At 55.2% G+C, this 20,402-nt stretch carries 15 protein-coding genes; 2 read left to right on the top strand and 13 right to left on the bottom strand.

The features are described 5' to 3' along the window. Window positions 1-117 precede the first annotated feature (117 nt). Window positions 118-456 carry a T9SS type A sorting domain-containing protein gene (locus tag BLR09_RS14585; RefSeq protein ID WP_093203624.1) on the top strand — a complete coding sequence of 113 codons (339 nt, stop codon included), beginning with the start codon at window positions 118-120 and terminating at the stop codon, window positions 454-456. A 138-nt stretch (window positions 457-594) separates the two neighbouring features. Here BLR09_RS14585 and BLR09_RS14580 read toward each other — a convergent pair whose 3' ends face one another. The 7 genes from BLR09_RS14580 to BLR09_RS14550 form a co-directional block, all read right to left on the bottom strand. Then, window positions 595-1,437 (bottom strand): sugar phosphate isomerase/epimerase family protein, encoded by an 843-nt coding sequence (locus BLR09_RS14580; protein WP_093203623.1) that lies wholly within the window; start codon window positions 1,435-1,437, stop codon window positions 595-597. Between the two features lie 55 nt (window positions 1,438-1,492). Continuing rightward, on the bottom strand, window positions 1,493-4,198 hold the full coding sequence (locus tag BLR09_RS14575; protein ID WP_093203620.1) for a family 78 glycoside hydrolase catalytic domain: 2,706 nt from the start codon (window positions 4,196-4,198) through the stop codon (window positions 1,493-1,495). 5 nt (window positions 4,199-4,203) lie between these two features. After that, a complete protein-coding gene (locus tag BLR09_RS14570) occupies window positions 4,204-5,397 on the bottom strand; it encodes a beta-galactosidase (RefSeq protein ID WP_093203618.1) in 1,194 nt (397 codons plus the stop codon). A 141-nt stretch (window positions 5,398-5,538) separates the two neighbouring features. Continuing rightward, the gene (gene pgl / locus BLR09_RS14565) at window positions 5,539-6,261 is read right to left on the bottom strand and encodes a 6-phosphogluconolactonase (RefSeq protein WP_093203615.1); all 723 of its coding nucleotides are present in this window, start codon (window positions 6,259-6,261) and stop codon (window positions 5,539-5,541) included. A gap of 4 nt (window positions 6,262-6,265) precedes the next feature. Next, window positions 6,266-7,780 (bottom strand): glucose-6-phosphate dehydrogenase, encoded by a 1,515-nt coding sequence (gene zwf / locus BLR09_RS14560; protein ID WP_093203612.1) that lies wholly within the window; start codon window positions 7,778-7,780, stop codon window positions 6,266-6,268. A gap of 152 nt (window positions 7,781-7,932) precedes the next feature. Continuing rightward, complete coding sequence (gene gndA / locus BLR09_RS14555; protein ID WP_093203610.1) at window positions 7,933-9,342, bottom strand: NADP-dependent phosphogluconate dehydrogenase; 1,410 nt, start codon at window positions 9,340-9,342, stop codon at window positions 7,933-7,935. 31 nt (window positions 9,343-9,373) lie between these two features. Then, entirely contained in the window at window positions 9,374-9,823 is a 450-nt protein-coding gene (locus BLR09_RS14550) for an RpiB/LacA/LacB family sugar-phosphate isomerase (protein ID WP_093203607.1), read from the bottom strand. A gap of 233 nt (window positions 9,824-10,056) precedes the next feature. Here BLR09_RS14550 and BLR09_RS14545 point away from each other — a divergent pair, with 233 nt between their 5' ends. After that, window positions 10,057-11,199 (top strand): PepSY-associated TM helix domain-containing protein, encoded by a 1,143-nt coding sequence (locus BLR09_RS14545; RefSeq protein ID WP_093203605.1) that lies wholly within the window; start codon window positions 10,057-10,059, stop codon window positions 11,197-11,199. Here the strand turns inward: BLR09_RS14545 and BLR09_RS14540 are convergent. The 6 genes from BLR09_RS14540 to BLR09_RS14515 all read right to left on the bottom strand — a co-directional run bounded on the left by BLR09_RS14540 (window position 11,189) and on the right by BLR09_RS14515 (window position 20,400). Further along, window positions 11,189-12,514, bottom strand: a complete 1,326-nt coding sequence (locus BLR09_RS14540; protein ID WP_143011098.1) for a c-type cytochrome domain-containing protein — start codon at window positions 12,512-12,514, stop codon at window positions 11,189-11,191. The two genes, BLR09_RS14545 and BLR09_RS14540, sit on opposite strands and share 11 nt — an antisense overlap. A 14-nt stretch (window positions 12,515-12,528) precedes the next feature. Further along, window positions 12,529-13,974: a DUF1501 domain-containing protein gene (locus BLR09_RS14535; RefSeq protein WP_093203600.1), complete on the bottom strand. Its 1,446-nt coding sequence runs from the start codon at window positions 13,972-13,974 to the stop codon at window positions 12,529-12,531. 3 nt (window positions 13,975-13,977) lie between these two features. Beyond that, a complete protein-coding gene (locus BLR09_RS14530; RefSeq protein WP_093204247.1) occupies window positions 13,978-17,145 on the bottom strand; it encodes a DUF1553 domain-containing protein in 3,168 nt (1,055 codons plus the stop codon). Between the two features lie 207 nt (window positions 17,146-17,352). Next, the gene (locus BLR09_RS14525; protein WP_143011097.1) at window positions 17,353-18,120 is read right to left on the bottom strand and encodes a hypothetical protein; all 768 of its coding nucleotides are present in this window, start codon (window positions 18,118-18,120) and stop codon (window positions 17,353-17,355) included. 333 nt (window positions 18,121-18,453) lie between these two features. Then, window positions 18,454-19,269 (bottom strand): ThuA domain-containing protein, encoded by an 816-nt coding sequence (locus BLR09_RS14520; protein WP_093203595.1) that lies wholly within the window; start codon window positions 19,267-19,269, stop codon window positions 18,454-18,456. A gap of 3 nt (window positions 19,270-19,272) precedes the next feature. Further along, the gene (locus tag BLR09_RS14515) at window positions 19,273-20,400 is read right to left on the bottom strand and encodes a Gfo/Idh/MocA family protein (protein WP_093203592.1); all 1,128 of its coding nucleotides are present in this window, start codon (window positions 20,398-20,400) and stop codon (window positions 19,273-19,275) included. Between the last annotated feature and the right edge of the window lie 2 nt (window positions 20,401-20,402).

Here is a 20,402-nt window from a genome sequence, read left to right as displayed (position 1 = left end):
CGATTCGGTAACCAAAATCCGGCATTCGGTCTCTTTGATTTTCGGGGGCGGGTCCGGTCAGGCAACTTTGTGTCAGTCAAACGAAAACAATAACACGCCGATAACCGGATCAACATCATGAAAAAGTCCATCGCATTCCTCGCCAGCCTGTTTGTTGCTACTGCCTCTTTCGCTGCTACAACTGAAGAGCCGCAAATCACAGTCACGAACGACAACAAGGTACAGCTCTCCATCAACCCCGAACAAGGCGTTGCATCGGTATCCATCCGCGACGAAGACGGCCACCTCATTTACACCGACAAGTCCAGTCTGACCAACGGATACAACCAGAAATTTGACCTGTCCAACCTGAAAAACGGCGCCTACAAGCTGTCCGTTTCGATTGGTAACCAAACCATTGACAAGACGATCAACCTGGGTGAAAAACCGGCTACGAAGCAGATTGTGGTTGAATAGTTCCCCTTTCCCCCTGAAAAGTTAAGAGAGGCGGCTCCGTTATGTACGGAACCGCCTCTCTCTTTTTCTGTGTATTCTGTGCTTTCTGTGAGAACACATTTTTCTTTTTTCTCACAGAAAGCACAGAATACACAGAAGTCAGCGGGTAAGGGTTTTCAGATAACTCAGGCTTTGCGGAACCTGTCGATAATAAACCGGGCTTTCGTCTTCAATGTAATAATGCCGGATACCTGCCTTATGCGCCGCCCGGAGGATTTCCGGCAGTTTTGCCTGTCCTTCACCCAGGGTTACGTCGTTCGTAACCGGCGTACCGCCCGACAAATCCCCTTTCACCCCCTTGCGAAGGTCTTTCAGGTGCATCAGTTTGAACCGGTTGCCGTATTTGTTCAGCAAGGCCGCGGCATCCTGACCCGGAAAAATCGTCCAGAGAATATCCATTTCAAAGCTTACATACTTCGGGTCGGTATGCTGGACGATATAGTCAAACAAGGTACCATTTTCATAGGGCTGAAATTCATAGCCGTGGTTATGATAGCAGAAGGTAAGGCCGTACTTTTCCTTCAGGTGCTTTCCGATCCGGTTGAAGTTGGCGGCTGCTTCTTTGGCGTCTTCCAGCGTAAAAGGTGCTTTCTTGAGAATCCAGGCCAACATGACGTATTCCGCACCCATGGCTTTGGCATTGGCGCCTACTTCATCGGTTTTGTTCAGCAGATCATCGTACCCTGCGCCGAAGGACGTACAGCGGATACCGCGTTCGTCCAGCAGCCTTCGCGACTCGGCAATCGTCTTTCCGGGAAAAGCTCCGCACTCTACCTCCTTGAAGCCCAGTGCTTTGATCGTATCAAGCGTGGCTTCAACGTTCTTCTTCATGCTTTCGCGGAAGGTATACGTTTGCAGCCCGGGCGGCTGCGGAAACAAGGCCTGCTGTGCCACCAGGCGGGCAGCAACAAGACACAGTACGAGGGTTAAGCGGGTACGCATGGTCAAGAGGTTATAGTTCCGCCGGGTTGCGGATGGCCGAATCTACAAAAAATTCCTACCAGCGGGTGCTGAATGCGTACTGTCCCGAACCTACCTCGTAAACCCTGTAGCCATTTTCTGTCCGCAGTATCCGGTACGCTGCGGGCAGCCCGTTTTCCAGTACGGTTTCACCCTGGCGGACGGGTATCCATATTTCTGCGGTGCTGTTGACAGGTACCTGAACATCCAGCTGGTACCGCCCCTCTTCTTTCCTCCAATGACAGGCAATTGCACCCCGCACCGAGCGGTACTCTCCCTTTGCCCAGGTGAGGTCTCCGGCGGGCTGGGGTTTCACCTGAAAACGGGCAAATCCCGGTTCTAATGCATTGATACCGAGCAGTGAACGGTAATACCATTCGACGATGGAGCCGAACATCGGGTGATTTTGAGAGTATACGCCATCGGAATAGGCCCAGGTTTCCCAAAGCGTCGTCGCGCCTTTTTTGACCATGTAACCCCATCCCGGAAACTCTTCCTGAGACGCAATCTGCCACGCCTGCCCGTTCCGGTCATTTTCCCGCAAAACATCGAAAAGCATTTTGGTCGCGAAAATGCCGGTAGACAGATGGTTGTTTTTCCGGGCAAACTCTGCGTCGAGCTGCTTCAGGGCGGCGTCTTTTTCCGGACCGGCGGCCAGGCCGTACCACAGGGCAAAAAGCTGGGCGGTCTGTGTGGCGTTGTCGAAACGGCCGGTTCCGGGGACGAGGTAGCGACTAACAAGGGCGCCTTTAATTCGTTCAGCCAGGCGGCTGTAGCGCACCGAGTCTTCGGTTTTTCCGGCAATAGCCGCAAACTGCGTCATCAGCCGCGCATGGTGGTAGTAAAAAGCGCCGGCAGTGAATGCTTCCGGCTTGGTATCAAGCGCCTCATGGTCACTGATGTCCTGGAAAAACAGGTTGTACTCGGCTTTGGACTGAAGGTATTCGATCTGCCGGCGCAGCGCGGGATACTGTTCTTCGACCAATAGCCTGTCTCCGTAAAAATCATACAACTGCCGGATCAGGTGCGGATAAGCCAGTTGCCAACCCAACGGACCGGCATTGCCTCCCGGACCACGGTCAGCAATGCCGACAAACGGGGCGGTTTCGGTGATGCCTCCGTCTTCCAGCTGATCATTCGCAAAATCACGGACAGCCTTCCGGTAAAACTGCGCCATGTCATATTTATAAAGATACGACTCGGCCGTTCCTACAATATCCCCTCCGTAGCCCAGCTTTTCCCGTGCCGGGCAGTCCGACTGCACACTGAAAACATTGCTCAGAAAGGTCCAGTCTGCCAGCGTGTTAATCTTGTTGAGCAGCTCTGACGAACAGGCGAAAGTACCCGTGGCAGGTAAGTCCGCATTCATCCGCAATCCATCTATATCCGCCAGACCGGGCTTGCCGGGCCAGCCTGTCAGTTCGACATAGCGGAAGCCGTGAAAAGTAAACCGGGGCGACCAGGTTTCAATACCCTTCCCGTTCAGGATATAGCTATCTTCCTGCCAGGCGATAGCCGGTGCGCCGGGTCCGCCGGTACCTTCCCGTTTGATCTGGCCGGCGACGGTCGTCATACCATTCAGCATACCGTCCGGATAGACATCTTCTCCGTAACGCAGCGAAATACGGGTTCCTGCCGGCCCCTGTACGCGGAGACGGGCTACGCCGGCAAAGTTCTGCCCCATGTCCGCCACGAAAATGCCGGGCTTGGGCTCAGTGATCCGGACGGGCTTCAGTACCCGGGTCACCCGGACGGGCGGCTGCAGTTGCGGCGTCAGTTCGCCGGAGGGACCGGAAACGACCACGGCCGCTTTCCAGTTTGCGGGTCGTTCCAGTCGGGCGTCATAGTGTTCACCGAGGTACACCGAGTTCCGCAGGACAGGCCCGGGAGCGGTTTCCCAGGATTGGTCCGTCGTAATCCGCCCGGAAGAGCCGTCAGCATAGGTTACCTTGAGGCAGGCTTTCAGGCAGGGGCGGCCCGTCTGCTGAACATCCCGCAGGTTGAACCGACCGAAGAGCCGGAGCGGCAGTGGATTATACCATCCATTACCCAGCAGTACCTGAAGCGTATTTTCGCCGGATTTCAGCATCGTCGTCACATCGTAAACAGAATAGAGAACCTGCTTCCGGTGAGCAGTCCATCCGGGCTCCAGCATCCGGTCGCCTATTTTCTTTTCGTTCAGGAAAGCTTCGTAGTATCCTAATCCGCTGATATACAGCCGTGCGGAGCGGATTTTCTTCTTCGGGGAAAAGGATTTCCGAAACAAGGGACACGGATCTTCCTTATAAAATTCTTCATCCCTGGAAGGCAGAGGTTTGCCGTCGCCGATCCAGTCGGCCGACCAGCGGTCAACCGTCTCAAACCACGCCACCGGGCTCCAGTCTCCTGCCTTGCCGTCCTGATCATATGCCCTGACTTTCCAGAAATACCGGACGCCGGGTTTCAGCGCAGTGCCGCTGTAGACGACGGCCACGTTTTGAGCGGAGGCTATCCGGCCGCTTGCCCAGGCAGTACCCCGGCCCTTCGCCAGGTCTGACGGTGTTTCGGCGACCAGGATTTCGTATGCGCTCTGGTACTGGTTTCGTTGAGAAGAAGTTAACATCCAGCCAAACCGGGGCCGGGTGACATCAATACTAAGGGGATTGACGAGGTACTCGGTCGTCAGTTTTTCCGGGTTGATGACCGCGTTGGCAGCGGTACCGGCCAGGAGCAATACGGCAAGCAGAAAGAGTTTTGCAGGCATGGAGGTCAGTGATTTCGGCGGATTTCATACAAGCGCCCTTCGCCGGGTAAAAACGTCCCGGTAATACGGCGGACACGCCGGGGCCGCCCGTCGGTTTTGGATATTTCCCGAAGCGAACGCAGGCCGGTCCGGAAATCCGGCTCAGCCGGACGGGTAAACGAAGCGTTCACAACCATCACATATTCACGGCCTTCCGGCCCGGCAAACCGGGTGATGATCCAGGGAATATGGCGGTCTTCCGGCTGCCAGAAATAACCAGCCGGAAGCGGAGTCGTACCTGCCCACAAACTATCTCCGGTATGAAAAACTTCCATAGCATCCAGGCTGCGCAGGGTTTTTCCGAGCTGCTTCATTTCCCGGTTCAGTTGCCGGAAAGGCTCGTAAAGATGGGTTTTCTGCCCGAGCGAATCGATGACCGAGTTCAGGAATTTCTGGCTGCCCTGTCCGGTCGGAGTAGCGTAGCAGAACCACACCGGGTTTTTAATACCGTATGCCAGATTCGAGTATACATTCAGCCGCATTTCATCGGTCGTCGGCAGGCGGTACATGCCAACGATCCCGAACGACTGCAGGTATGAAGAAGTCGGAACACGGTAGCGCAGCCCGGCCTTCCGGATGATATCGAGATTCCGATAATACGTCTTTTCCAGCCGTCCTTTGACTTTATAGGGATAGATATCGAACGACAGGTACTTCAGCCGGTCAGCTCCTACTCCTTCCACCCAGCGGTTCACATAGTTCGTTTCATATTCTTTCACGGCAAAATCCGGAAAGAGATTGACGTGCGGTACCCGGTCGGGATCCAGCGATGCGATGGTTTTGTAGGTAGCAATCGCCCAGGCCAGTTGAACCGAATCCGGCTCGTCCTTGATGTAATACCCTGCTGTAGCCGGATGCCGGCGATAGGCCTCGACCATTGCCCGGATATCGGCGTCACTTCCGCGGACGCGGGGATCGGAAACATATACTTTCAACCCCGCAGCCTGCGCCAGATCCAGCATACGGAGATTCCGTTCCGGCGTATTGAGGTCAGTACTTTCGACGTTCTGAATGAAATCGACACCCGCATCAGCCAGGATACGGTACTGGGCCTCGTTGGTATGTTTCCAGACCGGAGGCCAGAAAATGCCGATGCGGAAATCCTGGGCCGCCGCCGGAAGTGAAAACAGGCAGAGAAAGCAACTGATAATCCGGAACATAAGGGGGGTGAGGTTAAGCGGGCAAAGTACGCGCGGACGTTGCCGTCCGCCAACCTGTACTTCCCTGACGGGCTTTCCCCGTAATAAAAAAACACCTGTTGCCCGGACCGGACAACAGGTGTTAAGTACTTGTCAATCAGTCTATTCCGACAACTCGGAAGCCGCGTCCTCATCCAGAAACCACTGGAGATCTCCTTCCGTCGGATCGATGAGCTGCGCCGGAAACTGCTGGATATCCTCTTCGTCTTCGATGATGTGACGTACTGCCAGGGCCTTTCCTTTTCCGTACACGAGGTAGGCGATGTTCAAGGCCTGGTTGATCAGGGGAGCCGTGAGCGAAATCCGGTATACGTTTTCTTCCGGCAGGAATACCTCTTTCACTCCGACGCTCGTATCCGTCAGAATTGTCGTATGCGGAAAAAGCGAAGCCGTATGGGAGTTGTCTCCCAAACCGAGCAGTACCAGGTCAAACACCTGCGGACCGCCCCCGAAAAACGCAGCAATCGTTTCAGTATACGCCGCCGCCGCTTTCTCTGGTCCCAGCTCCGTCGGAACCGGAAAAACGTGCGCCGGATCGATGTTCAGGGGATCGAACAAGGCCGTTTTGGCCATGAGGTAGTTGCTGTCCTTATCGGTATGCGGCACGTTGCGTTCGTCGCCGAAGAAGAAGAATACCTTGCTCCAGTCGAGGTCGCCGGCATGCGATTGCGCCAGGATTTCGTAGAGCTTTTTGGGCGAGCTACCACCGGAAAGGGCTACTGAAAACCGGCCGGTTTCCGCTATCCGTTCCTGCGCAACGTCGAGAAAATACTCGGCGAGGCCGGTCAGGGTTTCGTCCGCAGTTTCGAAAATGTTGAGGGTCATGTCGTTACTTTTTGCCGTTCAGCGGCAGTGAAAACCAGTGGAAACCGTCGCGGGCGATGAGCGCCTCCGCTGCCTCGGGACCCCAGGAATCGGCCGAATAGTTCGGGAAACTGAGGCTCGTTTTCGATTGCCAGGTATTGAGCACCGGCATGAGCAGGTCCCAGGCCGCCTCTACCTGATCGCCCCGCATGAAGAGCGTCTGATCGCCCAGCATGGTATCGAGGAGCAGGGTTTCGTAGGCTTCCGGCGCATCGTTGGTATAGGTCCCCTTGTAGTCGAAAACCATATCGACTGTATTCAGGACCATGTTCAGACCCGGGCGTTTCGCCTGTACCTGCAGGCGAATGCTCATTTCGGGTTGAATACTGATAATCAGTCGGTTTTGCTGCCAGCTTTCCGCCGTTTCCGTCGGGAAAATGTAGTGCGGTACATCCTTGAACTGAATCATGATCACGGATGACGACTGGTGCATACGTTTCCCCGTCCGCAGGTAGAACGGTACCCCATGCCAGCGCCAGTTATCGATGAAGAATTTCATCGCGGCGAAGGTCTCGGTGTTCGATTGCGGGTTCACCTTTCCTTCTTCCCGGTAGCCCGGCACTTCCTTGCCTTCAATCCAACCCTTGGCATACTGGCCGCGGACGGCGGAGAGACGCACGTCGTCGGGCGTAAACCGGCGCATGGCTTTCAGGACGTCTACCTTGCGGTTCCGTACTTCGTCGGCACTGAAGCTCACCGGCGATTCCATCGCCACGAGGCAGAGGAGCTGCAGCAGGTGGTTCTGGATCATGTCGCGGAGGGCGCCGGCGCCGTCGTAATAGTCACCCCGTTCGCCAACTCCGAGCTGTTCCGTCACCGAAATCTGTACGTGCTGGATGTAGTTCCGGTTCCAGAGCGGTTCGAGGATGGAGTTCGCAAAACGGAACGCCATGATGTTCTGCACCGTCTCCTTTCCGAGGTAGTGGTCGATGCGGTAGATTTGCTTTTCGTCGAAGATCTTGCCGAGAAGCGCGTTGAGTTTTTTGGAGGACTCGAGGTCGTGGCCGAAGGGTTTTTCAATCACGATACGCGTCCGTTCGGTATCGGTACCGAGCTTCGCTTTCGAGATGTTCTCGGCGATGACGGGGAAGAAATTCGGCGAAACGGCGAGGTAATAGATCACGTTGGGTTTCGCGTTCCATTCCTTGCTGTAGTGGTCGATCCGGCGACCGAACTCCTTGTACGTTTCAAAATCGTTGATATCCGATACCTGGTAGGCGACGTGCTTCGAAAACTCGGCCCATTTGGCTTCGTCGGCCTTCCCACGGCGGGAAAACTGGTTGATGCCTTCGAGGAGTTTCTCGGAGAATACTTCGTCCGTCAGCTTCGTCCGGCCGGTGCCGATGATCGTAAACTGCTGGGGAAGAAAACCGTCGAGGTACAGGTTGTATAAAGCCGGAGCCAGTTTTCGGGAATTAAGATCGCCGGTACCACCGAAAATGATGAAGATGGTCGGCTGTAATGAGAGAGTGGAGTCCATGGGAATGGAAAACTGTTTTCAGTTTTCGGTTTTCAGTTGCTAGGCAGTTTTCGGTTTTCGGTTTCCGGTTTTCGGTTCTGACAGGGACCAAACAAGTATCATCCCTGCCAAAACCGAAAACCGAAAACTGTCAACCGAAAACTAAAAATTTCTCAATGCCACTGCGTATGAAACACACCTTCCTTACCAATGAGTTCATAGGTGTGCGCGCCGAAGTAGTCGCGTTGCGCCTGGATGAGGTTAGACGGCAGGCGACCGGTCCGGAATGATTCGAAATAGCTCAGCGCGGAGGCGTAGGCCGGAATTGCGACACCGGAAGTAATAGCCGAAGCGAGTACTTCACGGGCGCCGCCGAGGGATTCTTTCACGAGGCCGGCGATGGTCGGGTCGAGCAGCAGGTGCTCCAGTTCCGCGTTCTGTTCGTAGGCGTGGTAGATTTCCCGGAGGAAAGAAGAGCGAATGATACAGCCGCCGCGCCAGATTTTCGCGATTTCGCCGAGGTTCAGGTTATAGCCGTAGGCGACAGACGATTTCGCCAGCATGTGCATTCCCTGCGCATACGATACGACCATACTCAGGTAGAAAGCCTGCTCCAGCTTTTCGAGGAAAGCTTCCTTATCCGTTGCGATGGGGCCGGACGACAGTGCATAGAGCGCGTCGGCCTGCTCCCGCAGTTTTTTGTATTTGGACAGATCCCGCTGGGAAACGGCTGTATCGATCAGCGACAGCGGAATTTCCAGGTCCATAGAAGCCTGGGAAGTCCACTTGCCGGTACCTTTTGCCTTGGCTTCGTCCTTGATCAGGTCGACCAGGTAAGCGCCGGTTTCAGGTACTTTATAGCGGAAGATATCCCGCGTGATTTCGACGAGGAAGGAAGCCAGGCGGCCGTTGTTCCACTTCTCAAAAACGCCTGCAATTTCTTCGTTATCAAGGCCTAAGCCATTCTTCAGTAACGCATAGGTTTCAGCCAGAAGCTGCATCAACCCATATTCGATACCGTTGTGAACCATCTTGACAAAGTGACCGGAAGCGCCGGGTCCGATGTACGTCACGCAGGGAACGCCGTCTACTTTTGCCGCAATGGCTTCGAGTACCGGGCGTACCACTTCGTAGGCATTCGGATCGCCGCCGGGCATCATGCTCGGGCCGCGGCGCGCGCCTTCTTCGCCACCGGAAACGCCCATGCCGAAGAAGTGCAATCCTTTGGCCTGCAGCTCCGTTACGCGACGGTTGGTATCGGTGAAATGTGAGTTACCGGAGTCGATGATGAGATCGCCTTTGTCGAGCAGCGGCTCCAGACCGGCGATGACGCTGTCTACGGCCTTGCCCGCGGGCACGAGGAGAACTATGGTACGCGGGCTGGTGAGACTCGCAACAAATTCGGGCAGGGAAAGAAAGCCTTTTACCTGACGCCCCTGCCCTTCCTCTTCCAGGAGGGCGATCTTGCCGGCGTCGGTGTCATGACCGGCTACGGCGACGCCGTGATCCGCCATGTTGAGCAACAGGTTCCGGCCCATGGTGCCCAGGCCGATCATGCCGATCGTATACGAAGGTGTACTCATTTTTTTCAAAAAGGAGATAAGAAATGAAAGGTCAGTTTTTGTTTTCCTGAGCGGAAACTTTGCCGAGCCGGCGAACGTGCCGTTCGGCCCCGGTAAACCGGGCATTGAGAAACGTTTCGACGATCTCTTTCGCCGCCATGACGCCGGTTACCCGGCCGCCGAGGCACAACAGATTGAGGTCGTCGTCTTCCACTCCCTGGTGAGCAGAAAAATGTTCGTTGATCAGCGCCGCGCGAACGCCCGGCACCTTATTCGCCGCAACCGAGGCCCCCACCCCGCTGCCGCAGACCGCGACTCCGCGGTCTACTTCTCCCCCGGCTACCGCACGGGCGAGCGGCAGCACGTAGTCGGGATAGTCATCCTGATTGTCAAGCTCGTAGGCGCCAAAGTCCGTTACTTCATGGCCCAATGATCGCAGAAATGGCAGGATCTGTTGTTTGAGTTCAAATCCGCCATGGTCGGTAGCGATTCCGATTTTCATCGTGCGTGTTGGTTTACGTGCGGCATTCGGGCGGCAATATACCCGCCCAACGTCAGGTTCACATCATCCGGTACCCATCATTTCTTCCGGGACCGTTACGGGTCACAACTCCCTCCGCTCTCTTTCTGTTCCGGTTTTTGCCGGATAGCTGGTCATTTGCTATCGTTTTGGTGGGCTATTGTTATTTAGACTGTTTATAATTTACTTTGCCGACCGCTAGCTGCGAGCCCTGCATGAAGAAACTGATCGGAAAACTCCACCTGTACCTCGGCCTGTTATCAGGACTGATCGTTGTGATCATTTCCCTTACGGGTTGCATCCTTGCTTTTGAACAGGAAATCCGGGATATCACCGAGCCCTACCGGTTTTCGGCAGCCCGGCCTCGTCCGTACCTTCCCCCTTCCGTCCTCAAACAGGCGGCCGAGAAAGCCCTTCCCGTTAAAAAAGCCAACGGCGTGCTGTATCACGAACCCGGGCGGAGCGCGGAAGTAGGTTTTTTCCAGGCCGACCCGGAGTTTTACTTTGTGGTGTTCCTGGACCCGTATACCGGTGCAGTCAAAAAGGTATGGGACGAAGACGCCGATTTCTTCCATTTCATCCTCCACGGGCATTATTACCTCTGGCTACCGGAGAAAATCGGGCAGCCTGTTGTGGCAAGCGCCACGCTGGTTTTCTTCCTTATGCTCGTTTCGGGATTGATACTTTGGTGGCCTAAAAACCGCAGCGCTGCCAAACAGCGGTTTTCCGTCAAATGGTCAGCCGCCTGGCGCCGCAGGAATTATGACCTCCATAATGTACCCGGGTTCTACATACTGGCCATCGGGATGGTATTTGCCATTACCGGGCTGGTATGGGGATTTACCTGGTTTTCTCAGGGATTGTATACGCTGACGGGCGGCAAGGGATCCGATGTATACCAGATTCCGCCGTCAGATACCACCCGTTTCGCTACCTCATCGGTTTTTGCGCCGGATCAGGCCTGGTTTCGTCTCCGGAAACAATACCCGCAGACACAGGCGATGAATATTTCCTTTCCGACGACCAAAGGAGAATCCATCTTTTCGTACGTCAACTTCCGGGAGGGTACCTATTATAAAGTTGATTACGTTTATTTCGACCAGCATACCCTCCGGGAAATCCCTATCGACGGCCCCTATACCGGCAAGTACGCCGATGCTGCTTTCGCCAAAAAACTCCGGCGGATGAACTACGACCTGCACGTCGGCGCGATCTGGGGCCTCCCCGGAAAAATTCTTATGTTTTGTGCCAGTCTGATCTGCGCCAGCCTGCCCGTCACCGGAACGCTCATCTGGTGGGGCCGCCGGAAAAAAGCGCCGAAAGGCCGCAAAGCAGGCAAGCGCGTCGCTACGGCGTAGCAAGGTCGGGCCGACGGCGAAACAAATCAGCCCGTCCCGTTTCGGTCACCTGCGTTTGCCAGATATATAGTTTTTTCAGTTGCTTCATCCCCGATAGTGCCGGTATGCTCTGATCGGTCAGCAAATTTTCCGATACATTCAGAAAGCTCAGTTCGGGAAGGGATATCAATACCGATATTCCATTGTCTGTCAATGAATTACGTTGCAGGATCAGCCTGGAAAGATGCGGGTATCCGGCGAGCGACCGAATAGCTTCATCCGTCAGCCCGCAGCGGCTCAGTTCCAGCCAGAATACCTGTTGCTTCAATTCGGCAAGCAGTTTCAGGTCTTCTTTGAGGTTTTCGGGGGAAGTACCGCGCCGGGAAGCAAACGATATGTCGAGCAAATGACTTCCCGCTTTCACCGGTCGGATAAGTATTCCCCGCTCCGTCAGTTTCCGGACAGCCGCCTCCGGCGCTTCGGGAACATCCGGCAGGCGCGGTTCCCGCTTCTCTCCCGCTTCCATTCCCAGGTACGTCGCTGCGACAAAGCGCTGCGGCTCCTTCCATTCGGTAACCGTCTTCCGGAAATCCATACCCGATTGTATCCACCAGCGGAGCAGGGCGATTTCGGTTTTCGTCAGCGGCGGCTGCCCGTTGGCCGGCATAAAGGCTTTTTTGTCGGGAGTGAGCATGATACGCCGGATGAGTTCGCTTTTGTGTTCGTCTCCCGGTACCGCTGCCGCACCGCTCCTCCCGCCTTTGCGGATACCTTCTTCACTGCTCAGGTCGAGGTCGCCATTGCTTTTCTGCCCGTTGTGGCAGCTTGCGCAGCGCGCTTCCAGTACCGGTTGTACCAGGTCGGCATATAGGCGGATGGAATCGACCTCGGCGGGGAGTTTCTTCGCGAGTATTGCTTCTTTTTTTCCGAACGGAAGGGCGAGGTAGGTATCTCCGTGCGTCATGGAGCCGCCCAGGTGCCCGGCAACGCTCATAAAGACGACCGCCCCAGCCAGCAATATCCGGCTGACATACAGCGCTTTACGTCGGCGCGATAGCCACGCTCCCAAGGCAAGCAAACCCACGCAGATACCCGTCCACTGGTGCCAGAAAAGTGTATCGGTATTATATCCGCCGCCGGAGGCGAGAAGAAACCCCGACCAGGCCGAAAAACCGGCCGCAACAGCCCCCGCCAGCAGGCTCAGGGATATCCCTTTTTCCAGCCCGCTGATATACCGGGACAGGAGTTCCAGCAAAGCGGCCAGCAACAAAATACCGATAGGCAGGTGTACCCAGAGCGGGTGAAAGTGCCCGAAAAACAACGTCCAGTCAGTCAAGGTAAGTCAGGTTATCAGGCCAGCAGGTCTTTTACGACGGTACCGGCTACGTCGGTCAGCCGGAAACGGCGTCCCTGAAATTCATAGGTTAATTTTTCATGGTCGATACCGAGAAGGTACAGGAGCGTCGCCTGAAAGTCGTGTACGTGGACGGGATTCCGGACAATGTTATACCCGAATTCGTCGGTTTCTCCATAGGTCAACCCCGGCTGAATACCGCCGCCCGCCATCCAGACCGTAAAGCACCGCGGGTGATGGTCCCGGCCATAGTCTGTTTTGGTGAGTTTTCCCTGGGAATAGTTCGTCCGCCCGAATTCTCCGCCCCAGACAACCAGCGTATCGTCCAGTAATCCCCGCTGTTTCAGATCCTGGACCAGCGCAGCAGACGGCTGATCGGTGGCCTTGCATTGCTTCGTGATGGCCGTCGGCAGGTTTCCGTGCTGGTCCCAGCCCTGGTGGTAGAGCTGAACGAATTTGACATTTCGCTCGATTAATCTTCTCGCCATCAGGCAATTAGCCGCGAAAGTACCCGGGTTTCTTGCTTCCTGTCCGTATAAGTCGAAAACCCATTCAGGCTCGTCCGACAAATCGTTTACTTCCGGCACGGACGTCTGCATCCGGAAGGCCATTTCATACTGGGAAATCCGGTTGGCGATTTCGGGATCGCCGTAGAGTTCTTCCTGCGCGGTATTGAGATCCTTGAGCGCATCGAGCATGTAGCGCCGGTCGGCCGTTGAATACCCTTCCGGATTGCTTAGAAATAACACTGGATCGGTTCCTGAGCGGAACTGTACGCCCTGGTGCTTCGACGGCAGAAATCCGTTTCCCCACAGCCGGGCGTACAGCGGCTGATCCTGAGGCGCATCCTTGGATACCATGACGATGAACGACGGCAGGTTGTCATTATCCGACCCCAACCCATAGCTGATCCACGAGCCGATACTCGGCCGGCCCGCCAACTGATTCCCGGTCTGGAAAAAAGTCAGCGCCGGGTCGTGGTTGATCTGCTCGGTAAACATGGATTTCACGAAACAAAGGTCGTCCGCCACCTTCGCCGTATGCGGCATCAGCTCGCTGACCCAGGCGCCGCTTTTCCCGTGCTGGGCGAAGGCGTAGGGCGAGCTGACGAGCGGCAGGGAAGATTGCTGGGCGCTCATCCCCGTCAGCCGCTGCCCTTTCCGGACCGATTCAGGCAGGTCTTTGCCGTGCATTTTTTCCAGAAACGGCTTATAATCAAAGGTTTCGAACTGAGACGGCCCGCCGCTTTGAAACAGGTATACGACCCGTTTTGCGCGTGGGGCAATCGGCGGAGCCACCAGCGCCCGCTCTCCCGGATCGGAATAGATGCGGCCGGGCAATAGCGAGCCAAGGGCCAGGGAGCCGAATCCGAGGCCGGCTTTGGTCAGAAAGGAGCGGCGGTTAAAGGTATCCGCCAGGTGCTGGGTAAGCGGGTTTTTCATCGCTCAGTGCCGGGTTATGAATGCGTCGGAATTCAGGATCAGGCTTGCTGTGGCGGCCGCGGCCGCCAGTGCCGCTTGGTCAGTAGCTTCGGACCGGGATTCCCCCGCCATCAGCCAGCCTTTCATCTTTTCAGGGGATTGGGTAAAGGCCTTTCGCTGCTGTTCAAAAAAGGATAGGAGAATCTGCAACTCCTTTGGCTTCGGTTGCCGGCAGGCCAGTAAACGGAAGGCATAGGTGATCTGGCCGGGTACGTCTGTCGAAGCGTTCACCGCCCGCGCTGCCACCGCACGCGTCGCTTCGACAAACTGCGGATCATTCAGCAATACCAGCGCCTGCAACGGCGTACTTGTTTTCTGCCGTTGCACCACGCAATAGCTGCGCGATGGTGCATCGAAGGTATTCATCGACGGCGGCGGATTGGTCCGTCGCCAGAACGTATACAGGCTTCGTCGGTACAGTTTCTCCCCCGTATCAGGCTGATATACACCACCATTAACTGCCCATAGGCCTTCCGGTTGGTACGGCTTCACGCTGGGGCCGCCGATCGCGGGCGACAGCAGCCCGCTCGACGCCAACGCATGATCCCGGATCATCTCCGCGCTGAGCCGGAAGCCCGGTCCACGTGCCAGCCAGGTATTGTCGGGGTCTGATTTGCGGATCGCGGGCGTGGTCGTGGATGCCTGCCGGTATGTCGCCGACAGGACAATCAGCTTTTGCATCGCCTTCATATTCCAGCCCGATTCCCGAAAGGTAACCGCAAGCCAGTCCAGCAATTCCGGGTGGCTCGGCAGCCCGCCCTGATTGCCGAAATTATTGGCGTTTTTCTGCAACCCGGTACCAAAATAGGTCTGCCAGTAGCGGTTGACTACTACCCGCGCCGTCAGGGGATGATCCGGGTCGAGCAGCCATTGCGCCAGCCCCAGGCGATTATGCGGCAGGCGTTCGGGCAGCGGCAGGATACTGTTCGGCACGTCAGCCGATACCTGCTCGCCATGCGCATCGTACACACCGCGCTTGAGCAGGTACGTCGGGCGCGGGGTTTTCATTTCTTCCATGACCATGACCTCGTCTACCTCTTCCTCCGCTTTGCTTTTTTCGTCCCGAAGTTGTTGCAGGAAATGCAGTTGTTCCTGATAGACAGGCGATTGTGACAGCGCAAATGACTGGCGATCGGCAGGCCGGACCATCGCTACCGCCCCTGCACCCCGAGCCAGCGCCATGATTTCGGGGGTTGAAAGCTCGCGGTTATATACCGTCAGCTCGTCGACCAGCCCCTTTTTGAAACCCGGACCGCGCCAGTCGGCCCCGACCATCAGTCCTGTCTGGTCACCCTTGAAGAGTATATCTTTGTAGAGGTTGTCTTTTTCGGTGAGAAGGGCGGTTTCGGCACCGTCAACAAACAGGCGCAGGCCGTTGGCTTTGCTGGAGCCGTCATAGGTCATCGTCAGGTGCAGCCATTTTTCCTTCGGCAGTACCTGTTTTCCGAGGCGGACGATGCTGTTGGCTGGCCAGGTATGGGCCATAAGTAGCTCGGGTTTGCCATCTCTCAGGTTCAGAAAATAACCACGGAAATTGTAGAGAATATCGCCGTTTCCTTTGTGGACGAGTGCTGCCTTTTGTACGTCTTTCGGGATCTTCACCCAAACGCCGATGGTGAACGGCTGCGAGCGGTTGAAGACGCCCACCTTCCCCAGTTTCAGGATATCGTCTCCGTTGGATTGAAAGGCCATTCCGGATTTTCCGGGTGCGAGGACCGGATCGGCGACTTCTCCCTTGTCGGTTGCCTGAACGCTGGAAACGAATTTCCCGTCCACCAATTTATCAAAGGTAAAATGGGCCTGGAGGCCTTTATTCAGGTCGATCTGTGCCGTTGGAGAAGCCGCGCTCTCGCGTCTGGCGGCCTGTCCGAGCGCTACTTCCGCGGCTCGTACCCTGGCATTAAGCTCCTGAATGCGATGGTATTGGCGGCGCGTGGGCAGGCGAAGCGTCGGCACCGGCACGGCGTCATCCCAGGAAATCTGCCCTACTTCGTCGACGTTGTTGAAAAAGGCAAAGAGACTGTAATAATCTTTTTGTGAAATGGGGTCGTATTTGTGATCGTGGCAACGGGCGCATTCGACCGTCAGGCCGAGCATCGCCGTACCGAGGGTATTGGTACGGTCGGCGACGTATTCCACCCGAAATTCCTCGTTCACGATCCCCCCTTCCATGTTTTGGGAGTGGTTGCGGTTGAAGCCCGTGGCGAGACGCTGCTCCTTCGTTGCATTCGGCATCATATCACCGGCCAGTTGCCAGGTCAGAAACTGGCTGAAGGGACGGTTGCGGTTAAACGCATCGATAACCCAGTTGCGCCAGGGCCACATCGCCCGGTACCGGTCGACCGTATACCCGTGCGTATCCGCGTACCGGGCGAGGTCGAGCCAGTCCACCGCCATCTTCTCTCCATAATGCGGCGAAGACAGCAAGCGGTTCACTACTTTTTCGTAGGCATCGGGAGATTTGTCGTTGAGAAATGCCTGCTGTTCTTCAACCGTCGGCGGAAGCCCGGTCAGGTCAAGCGTGACACGCCGGAGTAACGTTTCCTTATCCGCTTCCGGAGCGGGTTTCCAGCCTTTTTCTTCGAGTTTTTGTAAAACGAAATAATCAATTCCGTTGCGGGGCCAGGCGGGTTGCCTGACCTCCGGAAGCGGCGCTTTTTCGGGTTTGATCAGCGCCCAGTGGGGTTTGTAATCAGCGCCCTGTTCAATCCAACGGATGAGAACGGCTTTTTCGCGGTCGGTGAGCATGCGGTTCGATTCCACCGGGGGCATCACGCGGCTTTCGTCCGTTGAAATGATGCGGTGAAATACTTCACTTCCGGCCAGGTCTCCCGGTTGGATGGCGGTATGTCCGCTTTTCAGCGCCGCCATTGCTCCTTCGCGGGTAGCGAGTTCGAGGCCGCCTTTCTGGCTGTTTTTGTCGGGGCCATGGCAGAAGAAGCACTTATCCGACAGAATGGGCTTTACATGCAGGTTGTAGTCGATCTTTTCCGGCAGCCCGGCCTCCGCCCGCTCGACGTTGACCGGTTTATCTACGCCGCATCCGGCCAGCCAAAGCCCGGCCGAAGCCAGCAGTGCCGCCTGTTTCCTCCAACCAAGAAAGTAACTACCTGAAAATGAGCCAATACCCATCATTTTTGCCTGTCAGAATGATTGTGTTCTGACAGGCAAAAATAGGATTTATGAGAGAAGGAGAAAATGAAGAGAAGCGAGGAGTTTTTATAGGGATCCGACTTGTTGCCCTGCGTGGCCCGCTCTAGAAAGTGCAGCCTAATGGCCTCGCTTGTCGATCAGATGTTCCGATTAATCTTTCGGCAGCTTTAGCTATAGCAAAGAATATCAGAGATAAGAAGTTCTATCCCAAATACTTCCTTTCAAAAAAGAATCCGAAAACGCTATCTCTTTATTAAGCGCCCTCTTTCGAATAAGATATTTCTTTAAATCGATTGCCTTGTTTTCGTGTAGTCGTTCAAGATTTTCGATTTCAGAAAGGTTGAAATGTCTTCTCTTGGCCTCACTATAGTGCTCCCATTCTTTTTTTTGCAGGGTCGTATACTCTTCGCCTAATCGGTATGGATTATCTTGATTTGTAGTTCGTTCGAGTGAACATCCTCCCCTGGCACATAATGAAATCGTCTGTTCAAATGAAAAAAAAGGCTTCTGCCGGATAAACATCGAATAGCCAGGAGCGATAAACGAAAACTCGCCGCTGTGACATTTAATTATCCATTGAACATCTTCTTCTCTTACTTGCTTCTCTATATTTTCTATTTCTATATCTCCCATGTAAAAAACCGATTCACATGAAAAATCTGTAATTTGGTCAAATACGAGTGTTGCAGGTACAATCCAGAAGGTAAAGGCCATTCCCACTATTTCGGGTTCATTCCATTCAAGAATATAATCGATGTCCATTTCCACGGATTTCCCTACTCGGAGTTTATAAATCCGACTGTCATGCCAGCCCATCTGATTGAAATCTTCTTCCGTCCAGATGTTCTTAAATGGCATATATTCTTTCTGCATTTTCCGGCAATTCAGTAACTCGTTATAAATGACAGTAAGCCCGACTCTTCTTCCTCCTAAAAAAGTAATTTCTCGCGTCAAAATTCAGATTACAATAGGCAAAATAGCTATTGAAATAAATTACCTGCTATATCACCGCCAATAACTCTTTATTGAAGTATCCAGTAACCCAGTATTTGCCTTGTTTGCGAGCCAGCCATCTCCCCCCGGTGGTTGAGCTACGTCGAAACCACCTGATCGGAATAGCTTTTGAATAGTTCATTATGCTGCTGTGGTTTCGACATAGCTCAACCACCGGAGACGGTCGTTTGTATGGAAGTACTCCGTGACTCAACATCGTCAGGCGCAGCCTGACAATTAAAAAAAAGTCCGGAGCGGATGCTCCGGACGGCGGGAAATAATCACGTCTTTGCACTACCTCACCTCCTCATCCCGCTCCTTCGCATACGCTTTTCCAAAGTCTACTTTCTTCACCTGACTCACCACAAAGGCCAGTCCCTGAAACAGGTGCTTCGTGAATACCGGATCCTGATAGTCTTTTTTGTCATGGCCGAGGGCCGTGCACCAGGTATGGCCGCCGTCGAACCGGTGGTGCCAGACGGCAGGATACAGCCGCGTATAGCCTCCGCCGAACGTACGGATCTGGGCGCGTTGGGAGGTATCGAGCGAGGTCAGGTCATGCGCCATGATGACCGTCGGGCCCGGCGATAGCTCCTTCGAGAAATAACACTCGTCTTCCTTTTCCCAGACATCCGGCAAACCGGCGAGCGACGGATGCTCCTTATCCAGCTTCACCACCCGCAGCTTCTGAAACTTCGGGTGCCAGGCAAACGTCCCGCCCAGCATGCGCTTGAACCAGTACCAGTTACGCTCCGTACCCATTACCGAGTGGATACCGACAAACCCGCCGCCCGCCTCGATGTAGCGGCGGAAGGCCAGTCGCTGGACGTCAGTATCGAACACGTCGTTGTTTGTACTGGTGAAAACCAGCGCATTATACCGGGCCAGGCTGGCTTCGGTAAAGACGGCGGGGTTCGAGGTACTGTCCACCGTAAACCCCTGCTCCTTCCCCAGCCGCTGAAAGCAGGCAACGGCAAAGGGTATGTTGTCATGCACGTACCCTTTGCCGTTTTTCGTGTAGACTAAGATGCGGACTTTCTTCCAGTTGACCTGGGCAGAGGCCGACGCCCCCGCCCAGAGCAGCATCCCGACGAACAGCGCTCTGATCATGCCTTAGCTGAGCTGGATACGTTGCGCGTGCTTCTGGGCTTTGAGCGCCAGCTCCGTCGCCAGAAAACAATGCTCCTGCGACATGGCCGTTTCGGTGCGGTTGAGCACGTCGCTCACCAGCTGCTCGCCATACGGAAGTACTACCTTCGAGCAATCAATGTATTGTGTGTCCTTCTGATCAATGAGGAAGAGGTGATTGCCGCCTTCCCGACCGGCGATATCAATGTTCTTCCGGATTTCGATGAACCCTTCGGTACCGAGAATGGTTAGGCGGCCATCGCCCCAGGTTTTGAGGCCGTCGGGCGTAAACCAGTCTACCCGGATATACCCCATGCCGCCGTTTCCGCGGAGCGTTACATCCCCGAAATCTTCCAGACCGGGATACTGCGGGTGGTTGACGTTTCCGACCTGCGAGGCCACAATATCTGCCTTCGTCGATCCCGTAAAAAACAGGTACTGATCGAACTGGTGTGAAGCAATGTCACACAAAATACCGCCGTAATGATTCTTTTCGAAGAACCAGGCCGGCCGGGATTTCGGGCTCATGCGGTGCGGACCCAGACCTATCGTCTGGATCACCTTGCCGATAGCGCCGGCTTTGACGAGTTCGCCGGCCTTGACCGTAGCCCTGTTTTCCAACCGCTCGCTGTACATGATGGAATAAATCCGCTTGGTCTCTTTCTGTACCTTGCGGGCTTCGGCCAGTTGCTCGAGCGTGGTGATACCGGGCTTGTCGACCATGTAGTCTTTCCCGTGTTTCATCACCCGGATACCCAGGGGAGCGCGCTCGTCGGGTATGCCGGAGCTGAGTATCAACTGAATACTGTTGTCCTCCAGAATACGGGCCTCGCTATCTGCCTGTTTGGCCTGCGGGTAGCGTTTGGCGAAGGCCGCTGCCAGGTCCGGTTCCTTCGCGTAGAAGGATACCAGTTCGCCGCCGCCACGGACGACGGCTTCCACCTGCCCGTAAATATGCCCGTGGTTGATACCGATGACCGAAAAGCGGATGCGTGCTGCCGGTTTCCGGCTCAGCGGCATTGCGGCGGACGCGATGGAACCGATGGTAGAACTACCGGCAAGACCGGCAAGGCCGGCAAATGATTTCTGAAGGAAAGATCGTCTCTTATTCATGA

Source organism: Siphonobacter aquaeclarae (genome assembly GCF_900103285.1).
Lineage (GTDB): Bacteria > Bacteroidota > Bacteroidia > Cytophagales > Spirosomataceae > Siphonobacter > Siphonobacter aquaeclarae.
Note: the sequence above shows the minus strand (reverse complement) of the source record. Positions and strands in the feature narration are given on the sequence as shown.

What these genes read in the sequence shown, in the direction of transcription:
- zwf (WP_093203612.1), bottom strand. Translation starts at nt 7,780, where the DNA reads ATGGACTCCACTCTCTCATTACAGCCGACCATCTTCATCATTTTCGGT.
- BLR09_RS14580 (WP_093203623.1), bottom strand. Translation starts at nt 1,437, where the DNA reads ATGCGTACCCGCTTAACCCTCGTACTGTGTCTTGTTGCTGCCCGCCTG.
- BLR09_RS14535 (WP_093203600.1), bottom strand. Translation starts at nt 13,974, where the DNA reads ATGAAAAACCCGCTTACCCAGCACCTGGCGGATACCTTTAACCGCCGC.
- BLR09_RS14530 (WP_093204247.1), bottom strand. Translation starts at nt 17,145, where the DNA reads ATGGGTATTGGCTCATTTTCAGGTAGTTACTTTCTTGGTTGGAGGAAA.
- gndA (WP_093203610.1), bottom strand. Translation starts at nt 9,342, where the DNA reads ATGAGTACACCTTCGTATACGATCGGCATGATCGGCCTGGGCACCATG.
- BLR09_RS14585 (WP_093203624.1), top strand. Translation starts at nt 118, where the DNA reads ATGAAAAAGTCCATCGCATTCCTCGCCAGCCTGTTTGTTGCTACTGCC.
- BLR09_RS14570 (WP_093203618.1), bottom strand. Translation starts at nt 5,397, where the DNA reads ATGTTCCGGATTATCAGTTGCTTTCTCTGCCTGTTTTCACTTCCGGCG.
- pgl (WP_093203615.1), bottom strand. Translation starts at nt 6,261, where the DNA reads ATGACCCTCAACATTTTCGAAACTGCGGACGAAACCCTGACCGGCCTC.
- BLR09_RS14520 (WP_093203595.1), bottom strand. Translation starts at nt 19,269, where the DNA reads ATGATCAGAGCGCTGTTCGTCGGGATGCTGCTCTGGGCGGGGGCGTCG.
- BLR09_RS14550 (WP_093203607.1), bottom strand. Translation starts at nt 9,823, where the DNA reads ATGAAAATCGGAATCGCTACCGACCATGGCGGATTTGAACTCAAACAA.
- BLR09_RS14545 (WP_093203605.1), top strand. Translation starts at nt 10,057, where the DNA reads ATGAAGAAACTGATCGGAAAACTCCACCTGTACCTCGGCCTGTTATCA.
- BLR09_RS14575 (WP_093203620.1), bottom strand. Translation starts at nt 4,198, where the DNA reads ATGCCTGCAAAACTCTTTCTGCTTGCCGTATTGCTCCTGGCCGGTACC.
- BLR09_RS14515 (WP_093203592.1), bottom strand. Translation starts at nt 20,400, where the DNA reads ATGAATAAGAGACGATCTTTCCTTCAGAAATCATTTGCCGGCCTTGCC.